Here is a 13641-nt window from a genome sequence, read left to right on the forward strand (position 1 = left end):
GACACATGTCTCGGTCTTTTTAATAAAATAAATGAACATCTTTTGTTTAGTAAGTCGGATCCGAGTATTTTGTGTAAATTTTCTCAAGTTCTAAACCTAAATCCTTAAATGCTTTAATGATTTCATCTGCCGCTTCATTTTTGGTATCAAAGCCTTCTCCATAAAAACGACTTAAATATTCAATAACCTCTATGGTCCCCTTTTTGTCCCTTAATTTAGTGCTTAAACGATAAGGAAACGGTTGCGGTTCATCATCACATGGAACCAACTCCTTATTTTTAGTGTAATGATCTACAAATCGCTTAAATTCTGTTTCTGCCACTAATAAGATTTTTCCTTCTTCTCCATATTTAGCTGTATTTTGCTTAATTACTTTATGAACTAAATTGGAATATTTAGATCTTTGATATTCATCATCACCAGGATAAATCGGGTACTTGTGAATTTCATCTACATATTTATTTATTAATTCATCGACGTATCTAGCAAAAATCGGATAGTAAATTTGTTCAAAGACCTCTTTTATATGTAAATCGTGTGCGTACCTATGCTCAATAGGATAAACCATGTATTCTTGGGAGCGGTCCAGTACATGATCAATAGTAGTTGGATAATCACTTAAAAATTGACTATAGCCATAGAATTCTAATAGCTGCCTAATATAATCTCTCTTATCACCAAAATAAATCCATTCAATACTTCTCCCACTCAAAATAGATATTTTATATACAATTCTTTCTGGAGGCATTGCTAACGCCCTAATGTATGAATTTAGCGTACTCTTGGATATTCCTATTTTTTCTGCCATAACGCCTATCGATAAACCTAAATCAGATCTGATTGTGTTAATTCTTAAAGCGACTAAATCTTTGTTACTCTTAATCATTTTTGAATGAATCATATTCTCCTCCAATAAAATTGTGATTCTGCTTTCATGGCAATTAAAAAGTAACCCCTGTATGAATGAGGTTACTCTTTTTCATTTTTAATTACTAAGTCATAAGGTGTTTGATTGAAGAAACAACGGTTCCAAGGGCAAATAAGGCACCACTTAAAGACAATAGCATTACCTTTTTATTATTAGCTTGGCTTTGTTTAACTAATTCTTGTCGTGCAAGATAAATAAACCCTATTGATACGAACAAAGAAAGAATAGTTAAAAACCGAAAGTTTCCCCCTTCTGTATTCATTAAAGCCCATGAAAAGATCCATTTAATCTAGATATGTCTAGCCACGTGCCATCCAATAGTAAAAGATTATGGCCATCTACTCTTTGATATGGAGCAGTATCACCTTTTTTGAATTTTATTGTTTGACCATTTTTTAATACAGTTGAATCGGCATCAAATTCGAATATCCCCATAACATACTGAACCTCTTCATCGCTGCTAATAAACTCTTTTTCATTAATACCATAGACTGTTACATCATTTGAAATAAACTTTAATGATACAACCCTTAGTATTAAACCAGGTCTCAATTTTCTAAGTATAATGCCGTTCTTAGAACAGGACTTCACATTTGCTCCTTGCACGATAAGCTCCCCAAAAGTCATGGTATATTGATGTTCATCCATATTTCTAATATAGAGCCCATCTTGAATTTCAATGTAATCCCCGTTAACACCGTATATATCTTTAGTTTCTCCAATTTTTAGGTACTCACGTACTTTTTCGTATTCCCCACCTTTTTTACGATAAATAGATGTTTGAAGGTGAAATGTAATTCTACCGATTGGCACTCTTGGTTGCTCACTTATCCGTTGTAAAACTCCCATAATTACTACCTCCCTAATTATTTAGACATGATAATTCGCTATATCCTTTTGCAGCTGCATCTTTTTTAGAAGAATAAATTTCTTTTGCAGTATAAGGATAACCGCATGATTCAAACCAAAATTTCTTTTGGCCATTAACATCCCCAGCTAATATACGGTCGTTAAATTGAAGTCGGGTACCAACAAACGCATATTGCTGATAAAACACATTCTCTAAAATAGAAGGATACCCTTGGAAGAAAGCTAGGATTGAAATATCATCAACAGTGTTATACCAGTCTTCCTTTGGAATATAAGGAAGCATAAACTTATATGTTACATCTAAGCTTTTTGTATAAACGTTATGTTCGTTAATATAATAGGCAAGATGTTCTTGTAATGTATTAACAATCGTTGTTCGTCTGACGTTATGAAAAGTCTCTTTATCTTCTAAAAATGAAATAGTTACTTCTGGATCTTTAATCAACTCTTCACGTGTACCTTCAAACCACTCACCCAATTCAACATCATATACTTCTACTTCTTCATCTATAGTAAAGTTAATAATGTTTCCTTCATTATCTAGATACGAAAATGGAATTTTTGGCAACCATACACGATCTAAAACCTTATCTCCCCTATCATCCTTGTACTCTTTGTAAACATTTAGAAGTAATCCATCATAATCAACTATCCCGAAAACTGGAACGTATCTGGCTAGCCTATTCATCGAATAATCTAACTCAACTCCGTATTGTAAAGATAATGATTTCATAAAGGTCTCAAACGCTGGTTGTGGGTTTACTGGATTGATTTTATATGATTCATAACCATTCTCTAATTCAGTTTTCACGTTTGTTCTCAAAATATTTATTGCATCATGCGTTGCGGTGGTCATACTCACTTCATGTTTATGGTTTTCTTGCATTGTTTGTTTAGCGTATTGATAGCGATACTCCGTAAATAAAAGAGGAAATGAATAAATGATAACGAACAAAATTATGTAATGAGCTAATTTCATTGTTTATCATTCCAATCTTGGTTTTGTACCATGCCTCCATAAGGGAAAGCTATTACAGGGCCATCTGTACCCGCTCCACCTGATAAAAAGTCAAAAAGCATAGTCGATTTAAATTTAGTTTTGTTCTCAACATATACATTAAAAAAGTCACCGTTTTCTAACTTATACATTCGTTTGTCATATGGCACATTCGATTCAAATAGTGTTTTCTTGATTTGGTCCCAATAGATACCAGTGTATTGAACTTTATATTCACCAGTAAAACTATTAGGATTTGCAGGATCACTATAGACAGGTGTATACTGCTTTTTCTCATGTTCTATTTCGATATTGAATAATACTTGGTTTCCTGTATGGAGTGAATTAACAAAGTCCTCATACATAGATGGTGTAATAAATCCCTTTAACCTAACATTATCAACAAATTTTGTTACTGCATTGGAGGTATTTATATAAGCAAGATCCTCCTCCTTCTTATAGTTTTGATACGTTGAAAAGTAAAACAAAACAACCATAAGAATGATAGCGAATATCTTAGCAACGGCATTTGGCATTAAAATCAACCTTTCTTCATTATTTTGAAGTATAAGTTATATAAGCAACTTTTCCTTTAGTGTCATATGTAATGGATTGAGAGTATTTAACATACTTTGAGATATGAAACAGCTTGTCCTTTACGTCTTTAGGCGTACTAAAAGTAATACCATTCACCTTTACTGTAATCCCATCAAGATTTAGCTTATATATTGAACTTATAACTTCTGCGCCAGTGAACAAAACCTCTTCAGGGATTTTTGTTTGCACAGAATAAACCGTATCAACTGTTCCAGGAGATATTTCAAACTCTTTTTGTATGTTAGTTATAGGACTCAATGCATAAGCCAAAACCATTGCAAATATTAAAGCAGATAGACCATAGTTTATGGCTGTAGTTACAGTACTGTTCATAAATAAGGCGGGGGCTTCCGTTGAAGCGGATTGGCCCCCTTCCTCCTTTCCATTTAAAATGGATTATTGTTTTTCTTGTACAAATTTAATTGCACGGATAACACCATTTGAGTCACGGTGTACAGATGCAGCAAACATACCTGATGGGTTGATGTACTCAGCGTGAGTAACATTTGTTGTTGTAGAAATGTCTGAAGCTGCTCCACCTTTTTCTACTTTGTCTGTTTCAAAACGTGAGTAATACCATTGACCAGTAGCATTTTTACCAGTTTGTACGTAAAGTGCAATTGTTTCATCTTTAGCTTGAGACTCGAAGCGGCGTAGAGCTGTTAATACTTGAGAACCACTAACCACTGTATTGTCATAAACTAAGTATTTTTGATCCTGTAATTCTGTAGTGTTTGCCGTAAAATCTGTTGTTACTGATTTGGCTGAGTCTGCTGCAGGCGTAAATACCATAATGGCGATACTAACTAATACGATTGCTAGTATAATACCGGCAGCGAATTTGAGTGCGGTTGCTGTAGTTTCTGACATTGAAATAAAACCTCTCTTTTCCTAATTTTTTATATGCTAGTGGCTTAAACCACGAGTAGCTAAGTAAACATATTTATCATATTTTTGGATTCATTTACCCCGATGTAAATAATTGGGAATATTAAGTAAATGAATGTTAGGCATACTAATGGTCCTAATCCTAAGAACTCCCCTATTTGACTTTTCTTTTCGAGTGATCTCTTTTGATCTTCTCGCCGTTGCTCTAAGTAGAATTCACGTTCCATTTCAATGTCCGTGAAAGCTTCTTTAATAGATAACCGAATAATCGTCAATCTCAATCTCTCTACTATCTGCTGAAAAGGTTCAAATGTGTTATTCTCAGAAAGTTTAACAAGGGCCATTTCTTGACCACTATCAAACTCTTCAATCGCAATAGTGATCGACTTTTTAAATACTAATGAGAAGCGTTGCAGCCAGTTAAGGATAATAGAAACACTCATTCCTTCGAAATCACGTAATATAGAAATCAATACAAGTAATTGATAGACTTCTCTTTCCATTAATTTCAGACGAGCTTGTCTTTTAGCTATTAGAATTTGAACTGGTATGAGATAACTCGTGAAAGCTATTACTATAGCTATTAACACTTCCCACCATTGAAGAAATGAATTTGAAATAGTTATCCACTTTCCAGTGATACGCTTATAAGCATTCGTTACCTCTAAATCTCTTGAATCTAAATTAAGTTGATCAGCAATCATTTCTCTTAATTCTTCATCCGTAGGCAATTTCTTCATCTCTTTCAAATCTTCAATTACGCTTTTATCGAATTCATTCATTTCCGCTATTCCTTGCAATTCTTTTTCAGTTAATTGCGATGTGAATATGGATTGAGTAGCAACTTGATTTAACACGGTGTTGGCTTCACGCACGTGAGCTAGTGTAAATGCTGATACCAAGACAATGAATACTGCTAGACAAGATAAAACCTGTTGTAAAGTTAACTCTTTAACTTCTAAGTTTTCATTGGCCTCCTTAATAAGTTGCTGGCGTTCATGATATTTCTTTGTAAATTCTTGTGGCGATAACGCCTTACAAAACTTTTCTAAAAGAGGGATCTTTTTAAATAACCATCTTTCCCATCTAATTCTTTTTGGCTTAAATTCCGTTGAATTGTCATTGATTTCCCGCATTTTTCTAACGATTAAGTAACAAGCAACACTTATGGCGTATACCGCTATTTCAGCTAGAAATCCTATTCGTGAACCGTAAAATGATTCAGTTGTTGGAAATTGAGAGATAGACCAATGTTTTGTTGGTAAGGCTAAGAAAATAGGAATTAACGCTAATGCACTGATACTACGAAGGGCATAGGACAATTTCGAGCGATATAATATCTCATCGTTCAGCTCTTTATTAATGGAGGTTACACCTCTAACAAACGAGCTTCCTTTTTCCTCATCAAAATTGTCGCCTCGATCTTTAACTAAAACTGCTAAACTAGCAAAAACACGTAAATAACGAGATGGTGCAACTTCTTCATAAGCAGCCAATTCCTTTTCTGAATGAAGTGCATTCAGAATTTTATTAATACGCTCAGCGTGTACTTTCATTTCTGGTCCAGCGTACTGTATTGAATCAAATACTGCTTCATCAACCGACTTTGTTTGTTGATAATTAAAAGTTACTCTTGTGATGAAATTTTTGAGTTGTTTCAACAATCGGTTTTCGACTCTATAAACAAAGAAGTCTATTAAAATCCCAGAAAGCAATAATATTCCTAAAAGAATCCAGAATATCACTAACCAAGAAGGTCGGATAATGACTAAAAACAGACATCCAACACTAAATAGTGCAATTATGGAGAATATAATCTTCATGACTTCACGGCGAAGTGTATATTCGTCATAAACAGATAAAGTTTCTAGTTTTTTACGTACTTTTATAAGAACCGTTCGTAGAATGGGAATTCTTAAAATTACGTTGTATCCCTTTTGTGTATACTTATTTAATATCCGCGGGAATGGTAGACCTTTCCCAGCACCAATAGTCTCTTGTCTTTTACGCTTTGCCCGAGAATACTTATAATATTGGTTGACTACATACAGGATAGTAATGATTAATGCAACCACTATGATGTATTGAGCAAGCATATTCATCATTTACTCCCCCCAATATTCTCGAATAAATGCATCAAACTGTTCGCGTTCTTCTAAAGAAAGCTCAAGTTTAATTTCTTTTATTCGTTCATCTGAAATGCGATTTACAGCTACATACTGGCCGTCCCGATACTCCAAGATTGTATTTTCAATAAATTGCTTAGTTTGTGTTCTTTGGTGGAAGAAGTTAGCCATTAAGTTGATTAACAACTCTGTCTTCGATTCCTTATCTTTAGAGTTGTTTAATTCTTCAAAAGAAGATTTTTCATCTTGATAAGTAATTGGTACACATTCAGTAATTCTTTCTGCAAATCGTTCACCTGTTGCTTTGTCCTGCCTCATGTGAACATTAAACTCAAGGACGCTCACAACCTGTTGCTCAGCAATTTTTTCATCACTGAAGATATCCGTTTTTAGCAAAGAATTACGTAAAGAAAATACTAAGTCTGTCAAGGTTTTACCGTGGTGAGAAAACCATATACAGCGTGAACCAACTTGTCCTAATTGAACCATCCAAGCTGCTACTGGGTCAGTTGCAACTTCCCCCAAGATTGTCATATCACCATCAGTCTTCTTTGCTAAATCCAAAGCATCCTGACCACTATAAGTTTCCGTCTCCTGGAATGATAAGATATTGTGTTTTGGATACTGATTTCGTAAATTAAGCTCGAATTTTGTTTCTTGTACACGGATATTTAAGGTTTTGCTTAAAAAGTCAAACAATGCCATGATAAGTGTCGTTTTCCCACTACCTTGTTGGCCTGTTATTGCTAACGATCTGTTCGATTTGGCTAAGAATCCGAGCGTAGCAATAAGCAATTCACTATTCTTTTGTTTAAATAGCTCTCCAACTGAAATCTTCTTTGCATTGAATTTTTTCCTAATGAAGTATGCCCATGACTCGGTAAGTTTTGGACGCATTACTGTTACCCTCGAACCATCTGCCATTTCATTAATAATGGCTGGTCTTGTTTCTGATAGCTGTCCAGGATAACCATACTTATAAACATTATTTGTTACACGAATAAGTTCAGCTTCATGTTCAAATGAAAGGAATGATAAGTGTATTGTTTTACCTTTGTACATGATCCAAGCACTATTTAAGAATGTAAACTCGTCTTGATTCTGGCTCATCACATGCTCAGCAAATACCTCATCAATCTCAGTTCCATCTGCATTATCAAAATAGTAAGGGTCCTCAATATCCATAAGATTAGTTAATCGCTCTGGTAACCCTGAAACGCCTCCTGATGTTCCATCAATATTCATGTCACGAATTTCATCAATTATTCCGAACCCTTTAAAATGCGAGTAGATTCTTTGTGATAACACATGCAATTTATCAGATAGTTTTAATGGATAATTTAGCACCACTTGATCATAAATGTTATCAATCTCTTCTGCTAAAACACGTAATCCACCATCTTCTTTAGGTTCATCTAATTTAAATGTTTCAATTAGCCATCCTAATGCGTTATATTTCTTCGTTTTGAATGCTACATATAATGCTGTATCAAATTTATCGCGTGCCGTCATTTTTGAGGGAACATTAAAAGGAATTGCATAATTGATTGTTGTTTCATTAATTTTCTTGTCTTTTTTAAGCGAATCATAAATATAAGCACGTACTAGTTTTTTTGCTGCAAGATTACCAGTATTACAGGTTTTGAGTGCCTCTTTTAGTTCATTTCTTCGTCTTTTCTTCCGATTAAAAGATTCTTCAGTCAGACCCTCTTCATAAAGATTACCTGTTGTATTAGCTATCATTACCTCACTTATGTAATCTTGTAGTGCAGCAACGGTATACTCTTCTTTATTGATGTCGCTTTTTTTTAACTCTAAGCTTTTACTTTCTTTTTTAGCTTGAGCTAGCTTCATTAGTATTAGAAAGAGTATTAATGAAAGGATTCCGATAATGATAAGAAGATTTAGTGAATAAGTCATTCATCTTCCTCCTCTAATTCTTCCAAATCAAGTTTTTTCAAGATGTACTTATTTACTGTTTCTAACGAATTAATAAGGTCTTGCATGTCGGACCCTTTACTTGAGTGGACTACCCTGTAAAAAAGCTCTGTGAACTCAAATTTGTTTGCGGAATCTTTAAATTTGCTGGAGTAATTTATCGCAAACACTGGATGATTCTTACCATACTTACTTTTTATTTTTTGAATCCCTGGTTTGACATTCTGATCATACTGGCTTATTAAAACAATAAATTCTTTGTCCTTTAATTCTTCCGGGAATCCTTCTCCAGAAAAGAACTGATCTAATACAAAACGGTTTTGAGGCAAATTTACCATTACTAAATCTGCTTTCTTTAATAACCTTTTTGAAGTAGAACTACGTGTTCCCGAATGTGCGTCAATCCATACGATGTCATAGGCACTTTCAGCAACCTTTAACAGTATTTCTAAAAGATGTGGCGTCTCTAATGATTGATTTTGAGTACCACCAAGTAAGTCCAATCGATTTTTATAAACTGTTTCAGTATAATCCCTTACTGCATCCGGCTTTAGTAAACTACTATGTGCAAGTCGTTCTAATGCCTCAATTCCACTGTCAAACCCTCTTGATTCTGTCATCTCTTTTTTGAATAAAGATTCTAAGGAAGAATAGGTTAACTGTGTATGTGTAATCAATGATTGATGATTGTAAATTAACGCAAAGTGTGCAGCTAATGCAGCAACATTTGATGTAGTGGCTGCTTGGCCATGTACTGGTGACCAGCTTACTATTGTCTTGCCCATATGATGATCACCCTCCTACTACTTCTTTTGTCTTTTTATTGCTAGTCATCTTATCATCAGGTTTATTTGAATCTGTTGTACTTTGATTTGTTTTGTTTAGAACTAATAAAGTTGCCTGCTCATCAGGTTTTATATCTTCCTCATGATTACTCAAATTGCTTTCGTTATTAGTCTTATTCTTTGATTTGAAGCGGCCAAATAAGAAATTGAATGGACCTCTCCGAGTATTTGCTTCGAAATCTTTTATCCCTAAATCAAACATTTCAGTCACAATGGATTTTAATAGTCTCCTATAATCCTTTGGTAGTTTGTTATAAGGAATAAGACCCTCATGTTGCATAAAATTACGTAATTTGTGTTCTAAATCGTCGTATTCTAAAGGATCATCGATTAGCTTGAATTCCAACCTGTTGTTAATTAATAAATCTAAATAATCATTTGGTATTTTATGAGCTGATTCGAAATGTACACGTTTAAGTACTGTATTGCCAGTTGAATCTACATAATCATTTAGGATGTCGATATCTTGGGTAATAGTAAAACGAGTATTATCACTTACATAAAGGACCTCATGAAATTTTGGCCAATCGTTAAGGATAGTGCTACTGTCATTTGCATCCACAATAATGACATCATAGTTTTCCAACGTTTCATTTGCGTTGTTAAGTTTTGTCATTAAATCTTGCAATGATTTTGTATTAATAAGAAGATCCACATCTTGAAATTCATACAATTCTTCATTTCCTTCCAAATGAATATATGAATGTTGATATTCGAGGTTATTTGTAGAATCAACGATTAATACTCGTTCTCCTAAGCCAGCAATAGTATGTCCGAGATAAATAGCAAAATCTGCTTTACTTCTTGAACCCAGTAGTTGAACTAGTTTCATTACTCACTTTCGCCTCCTATCAAAGCTTGCTGTTGTTGAGCTTGTTCATTCATAGCATTTAATCGCTCTTCTTCAGCTGCTTTAGCATTTTCATCTGAGACTTTGGATTGTACTTGTTGATCACCATCTTGAATTTTCGATCTTTGTTCTTCACTTAACTCACGAAGATTGTTATCAAGACGGCCACGATTTAATTTCTCTAGTTCCATTTCATAAAGATTTACAACGTTTGGCGACTCTTTAATTAATTCTTGTACATTCGGCTTAATTGGATATGTCATTGTTGATTTTTCTTGCATGTGCTCATCTACATATGGAATTGCATAGATTTTGGCACCCTCTAAATATGCATCAACAATGGCTGAACTAATCGTTAACAATTCGGATTCACCAATATCAAACCATACAGTTATACCAGATAGCTTTTTGATATGTTTTTTGGTTAGAACTACATAATCATCCCCGGTTGGGAATTTGATACGAATATCAACATAACTATCTGTAGAGATATTTGATGGAAGTTCGATGAAACTGTATTCAGCTTCACGAATGTCATTCGTGATATTTACTGTGTTGTATACCATTGACTTAACAAGTACAGCCCTTGATTTCATATCAGTTTTTGCATACAGAACAAACTTGTCATCCTTTTTTAAATCACTTGGTCTTACAATATCAACTGCACTTGCTGCTTCAGGTACAGAAACTGACGTCAGCATTTCGGGTGTAATTACATCCCCCTTCTTGACATCATTTTTCAGTGCATAAGCTGTGAAGTTCTGAGCTGCAGTTGTTTCTAAGATTTCAATCTGCTTCTCATATTTATCAATTAACTTCAATTCATTCTCTTGGACTTTTGTGTGCCAATAATAAACACCGCCACTATAAATGCCTGTTGCCAACATAAATCCAGCTGTGCCAACTAGTATTAATTTCTTTGTCTTTAGTCGAATTCCCAAATTCCCCCTATTCGATTAACGAACAGGATTCACCACCTTTTTTATTATTTAAAAATAAAGAATGTAAAACCTATAGCAGAAATTAATGCGCCCAATAACGCTGTCAACAATAGATGTTTACCCTTGAGCCGTAGTTCATGATTTTTAAGATAGAGTTTTAAAAGTTGCTTAAACACTTCACCTGACTCCTCTGGTACTTCATAAGGATTCGAGTGTTTCTCTAGTGGATATACAAGGTGCTTTTTCAGCCTCGACTCAAGATCATTTGCGGATTTAAAATCGCTACTTGGCACCAAAAAGACAAGATCCTCTGTCGAATCAACATTAAGTAAAAACTCTTCTATCCAGTGGTATTTCCACTCATCTGCCGTAGCTACAACACATTTAATATGGGAGCGGTTGAACTCGGCTTTAAATTGTGAGTTGCGGATATCTCCAATATCTAAAACTACAAATTGGAATTTGGTATAAACACCACTAAGATCCATATCATCCCTATATTTGATATGGGTGATACCTTGAAAGTTAAACTCCTTTTCACTTAGAGTTATGGTTTCACCCTCAATTAACGAATGAATCCTATCAAAATCCATATTTTTATTAGCCTCAACCAAAGCAACATTATGCCCTGCTTTACTTAGAAACTTTGCTATGTTGATTGCTGTATTTGTTGCACCTAAATGCTTCTGAACTGCAGCAACTCCAATCAGGACCGTACCAACTACAGGCATCTTATTTGTGAAAGAATTTTCATTCTTCTCAAATATCCACTCATCATCTATCGATTCGTTTGTAGTATCCTTCTCATGCACGGGCATCTTAGGTAAAGAAATATTAGGTTTTGGTATGTTTGGTTTTGGAATTTTAGATAAAAAGTCCATTGGATTTTTCTTTGATTCAGAGCCATTATCAGAGTTATCATTTATAGCTATGTCACCGGTGGATTGTTCTAATTTCTGCGCTTCAGCTTCTGGATTAACAAATTTAACTTCAAGCGTTTGAGGTTTTGTTAGATCCCTTCGCCACGGAATTTCCTTGTTAACAGTTCCGTACTCCAAAGCTATCGAAAAAGACATAGGTTTTATAAATGAGTCTTTTAAGTTTTGGACAGTAAATTTTATACCGTTCCGAGCAAAGAAATTGTAGATACCCATATTTAAAAACTCAGCCAATAACGGGTGTCCTTTGGGATAGTCAGATAACACTGTGAAAACAACATTTTCGAATTCGGGTGTCTGTCGAATACTTAGTACAACGTCACTTAATACTTCTAGACGATAATCATTGTTTTTCTTAGCTAAATCCGTTTTCAGAAGAATTCCATCGATTTTACCTGGATATTCACTAATTGTAGAAATTAAATCTTCTACTGATGAAACAATGTCCAGAACATTGCAATCCACCTCTTTCAGTTTTTCACGTAGTGATTTTGCAAAATCAGTATTTGAAGTGGCGATAATAAGATTCAAATTTATCCCTCCTTTTAAAAAAACAAAAAAAGCACACATTACCCCCTATTAAAGGATAATGCGTGCTTCGCATTGTAAATTTTAGTATTAAATTGGTTGCTTTATGTGAAATATATTAGCATATCCCTTTTTAGGTTGCAATAGCCAAAAATACTTTTCTGATAAATTCTTTTCCGTCATTTAATACAACCTTACTTCTGTATATAGCTTCATTTTCCATTAATGGCTTTAAATCAGTTATCATAGTACGCAAATTAAAGTCTGGTGAATGTTCCATCCCATAAAACATGTGACTTACTTGCGGATAATGATTAGGAAACAGCTGTGGTGATTGAATAAACAGAGCATGTTTTTGTTTTACTAGAATTTCATCTGTTGAGATCATAGTTAAATCAGCTAGCAATTGAATAACACCCTCAATAATGTCTCTTCCAGTTTGATCAATTGATGGATAAATAAAGTTTTTACTAAATTGAACCATTGTTAATAAGCTATCCATATTTTCATCATTAAAATCTCTTGCATAATGCACATTCATAACTGCCCAACAACCTATAAAGAAAGACTCTAATTGTTCCTTAAATGAAGAACCTTTAATATGATATATAAAATCCGTTATTCCTTTTTCATCATTATATTTAACACCCCATTTTACAATTTGAAGTTTCTCCAGATGTCTCAATAATGTTGTTTTATCAGTTGAATCGGCCATTTCGTCAATTGCTCTTAAATAACCTGCAAGAGGCCCTTCTTCCGTTCGATAATATTTCATTTGAGGGATAAAGTGTGCTCTTTCTTTTCCATTTACATAGCATAACAATTTTAGATAAAGTTGAACCCATTTCATTCTAATATCTTCTAATTCAGTTGCCCCCTCTTCTGTTGGCAATAGCTCAAAATCATACAAGTTAATGATATCCTTATCTTCATACTGATCTTGGATAATTTCAGTTGAGAGATGTAATATACGCATTTGATGTTTTCGAGCAGTTGTCTTTATATGATTAATAAATGGATGATAGACATCATCATGCATAAATCCGACTCTAGCAAAAATGGAATGCTGCCAGTCCCATGTTATCGAGAAATCATGTGGCTTATACGCTAAATAAAAATGATCCTTGAATGTTTCTTGTTTATTAGGTTCTTCATCTATAACCTCTAACTCTAGTTCATCATTAGTCATATCCCT

Annotated in this window: 13 protein-coding genes; all 13 read right to left on the reverse strand. The window is 34.1% G+C overall.

Going from position 1 to position 13641, the window contains the following annotated elements:
• Nucleotides 1-46 precede the first annotated feature (46 nt).
• Nucleotides 47-901, reverse strand: coding sequence for a helix-turn-helix domain-containing protein (locus OU989_RS23050; RefSeq protein WP_274797613.1), 855 nt, complete (start codon nucleotides 899-901; stop codon nucleotides 47-49).
• Nucleotides 902-1189: 288 nt separating this feature from the next.
• Nucleotides 1190-1777 carry a hypothetical protein gene (locus OU989_RS23055; protein WP_274797614.1) on the reverse strand — a complete coding sequence of 196 codons (588 nt, stop codon included), beginning with the start codon at nucleotides 1775-1777 and terminating at the stop codon, nucleotides 1190-1192.
• Nucleotides 1778-1790: 13 nt separating this feature from the next.
• The gene (locus OU989_RS23060) at nucleotides 1791-2777 is read right to left on the reverse strand and encodes a hypothetical protein (protein ID WP_274797615.1); all 987 of its coding nucleotides are present in this window, start codon (nucleotides 2775-2777) and stop codon (nucleotides 1791-1793) included.
• Nucleotides 2774-3331 (reverse strand): hypothetical protein, encoded by a 558-nt coding sequence (locus OU989_RS23065; protein ID WP_274797616.1) that lies wholly within the window; start codon nucleotides 3329-3331, stop codon nucleotides 2774-2776. Before OU989_RS23065 ends, OU989_RS23060 begins: the two co-directional genes overlap by 4 nt.
• Before the next feature lie 19 nt (nucleotides 3332-3350).
• Complete coding sequence (locus tag OU989_RS23070) at nucleotides 3351-3725, reverse strand: hypothetical protein (RefSeq protein WP_221682517.1); 375 nt, start codon at nucleotides 3723-3725, stop codon at nucleotides 3351-3353.
• A 63-nt stretch (nucleotides 3726-3788) separates the two neighbouring features.
• The gene (locus OU989_RS23075; protein WP_221682518.1) at nucleotides 3789-4262 is read right to left on the reverse strand and encodes an ABC transporter permease; all 474 of its coding nucleotides are present in this window, start codon (nucleotides 4260-4262) and stop codon (nucleotides 3789-3791) included.
• Nucleotides 4263-4321: 59 nt separating this feature from the next.
• Nucleotides 4322-6385: a hypothetical protein gene (locus tag OU989_RS23080; RefSeq protein WP_274797403.1), complete on the reverse strand. Its 2064-nt coding sequence runs from the start codon at nucleotides 6383-6385 to the stop codon at nucleotides 4322-4324.
• Entirely contained in the window at nucleotides 6386-8326 is a 1941-nt protein-coding gene (locus tag OU989_RS23085; RefSeq protein WP_274797404.1) for an ATPase, T2SS/T4P/T4SS family, read from the reverse strand. It abuts the gene before it with no gap.
• Nucleotides 8323-9129, reverse strand: coding sequence for a hypothetical protein (locus OU989_RS23090; protein WP_274797405.1), 807 nt, complete (start codon nucleotides 9127-9129; stop codon nucleotides 8323-8325). The genes OU989_RS23085 and OU989_RS23090 overlap by 4 nt, the downstream gene beginning before the upstream one ends.
• Before the next feature lie 7 nt (nucleotides 9130-9136).
• Nucleotides 9137-10021 carry a P-loop NTPase family protein gene (locus tag OU989_RS23095; RefSeq protein ID WP_274797406.1) on the reverse strand — a complete coding sequence of 295 codons (885 nt, stop codon included), beginning with the start codon at nucleotides 10019-10021 and terminating at the stop codon, nucleotides 9137-9139.
• Nucleotides 10021-10980 carry an SAF domain-containing protein gene (locus tag OU989_RS23100; protein ID WP_274797407.1) on the reverse strand — a complete coding sequence of 320 codons (960 nt, stop codon included), beginning with the start codon at nucleotides 10978-10980 and terminating at the stop codon, nucleotides 10021-10023. Before OU989_RS23100 ends, OU989_RS23095 begins: the two co-directional genes overlap by 1 nt.
• A 44-nt stretch (nucleotides 10981-11024) precedes the next feature.
• Nucleotides 11025-12449: a hypothetical protein gene (locus tag OU989_RS23105; protein WP_274797408.1), complete on the reverse strand. Its 1425-nt coding sequence runs from the start codon at nucleotides 12447-12449 to the stop codon at nucleotides 11025-11027.
• A 130-nt stretch (nucleotides 12450-12579) separates the two neighbouring features.
• The gene (locus OU989_RS23110) at nucleotides 12580-13635 is read right to left on the reverse strand and encodes a hypothetical protein (RefSeq protein ID WP_274797409.1); all 1056 of its coding nucleotides are present in this window, start codon (nucleotides 13633-13635) and stop codon (nucleotides 12580-12582) included.
• Nucleotides 13636-13641: the final 6 nt, after the last annotated feature.

The sequence above is a fragment of the Lysinibacillus irui genome, assembly GCF_028877475.1.
GTDB classification, from domain to species: domain Bacteria; phylum Bacillota; class Bacilli; order Bacillales_A; family Planococcaceae; genus Lysinibacillus; species Lysinibacillus irui.

Excerpts from the sequence above, each read along its gene's own strand:
- OU989_RS23055 (WP_274797614.1), bottom strand. The coding sequence starts at position 1,777 with ATGGGAGTTTTACAACGGATAAGTGAGCAACCAAGAGTGCCAATCGGT.
- OU989_RS23050 (WP_274797613.1), bottom strand. The coding sequence starts at position 901 with ATGATTCATTCAAAAATGATTAAGAGTAACAAAGATTTAGTCGCTTTA.
- OU989_RS23070 (WP_221682517.1), bottom strand. The coding sequence starts at position 3,725 with ATGAACAGTACTGTAACTACAGCCATAAACTATGGTCTATCTGCTTTA.
- OU989_RS23090 (WP_274797405.1), bottom strand. The coding sequence starts at position 9,129 with ATGGGCAAGACAATAGTAAGCTGGTCACCAGTACATGGCCAAGCAGCC.
- OU989_RS23080 (WP_274797403.1), bottom strand. The coding sequence starts at position 6,385 with ATGATGAATATGCTTGCTCAATACATCATAGTGGTTGCATTAATCATT.
- OU989_RS23110 (WP_274797409.1), bottom strand. The coding sequence starts at position 13,635 with ATGACTAATGATGAACTAGAGTTAGAGGTTATAGATGAAGAACCTAAT.
- OU989_RS23065 (WP_274797616.1), bottom strand. The coding sequence starts at position 3,331 with ATGCCAAATGCCGTTGCTAAGATATTCGCTATCATTCTTATGGTTGTT.
- OU989_RS23085 (WP_274797404.1), bottom strand. The coding sequence starts at position 8,326 with ATGACTTATTCACTAAATCTTCTTATCATTATCGGAATCCTTTCATTA.
- OU989_RS23075 (WP_221682518.1), bottom strand. The coding sequence starts at position 4,262 with ATGTCAGAAACTACAGCAACCGCACTCAAATTCGCTGCCGGTATTATA.
- OU989_RS23095 (WP_274797406.1), bottom strand. The coding sequence starts at position 10,021 with ATGAAACTAGTTCAACTACTGGGTTCAAGAAGTAAAGCAGATTTTGCT.
- OU989_RS23060 (WP_274797615.1), bottom strand. The coding sequence starts at position 2,777 with ATGAAATTAGCTCATTACATAATTTTGTTCGTTATCATTTATTCATTT.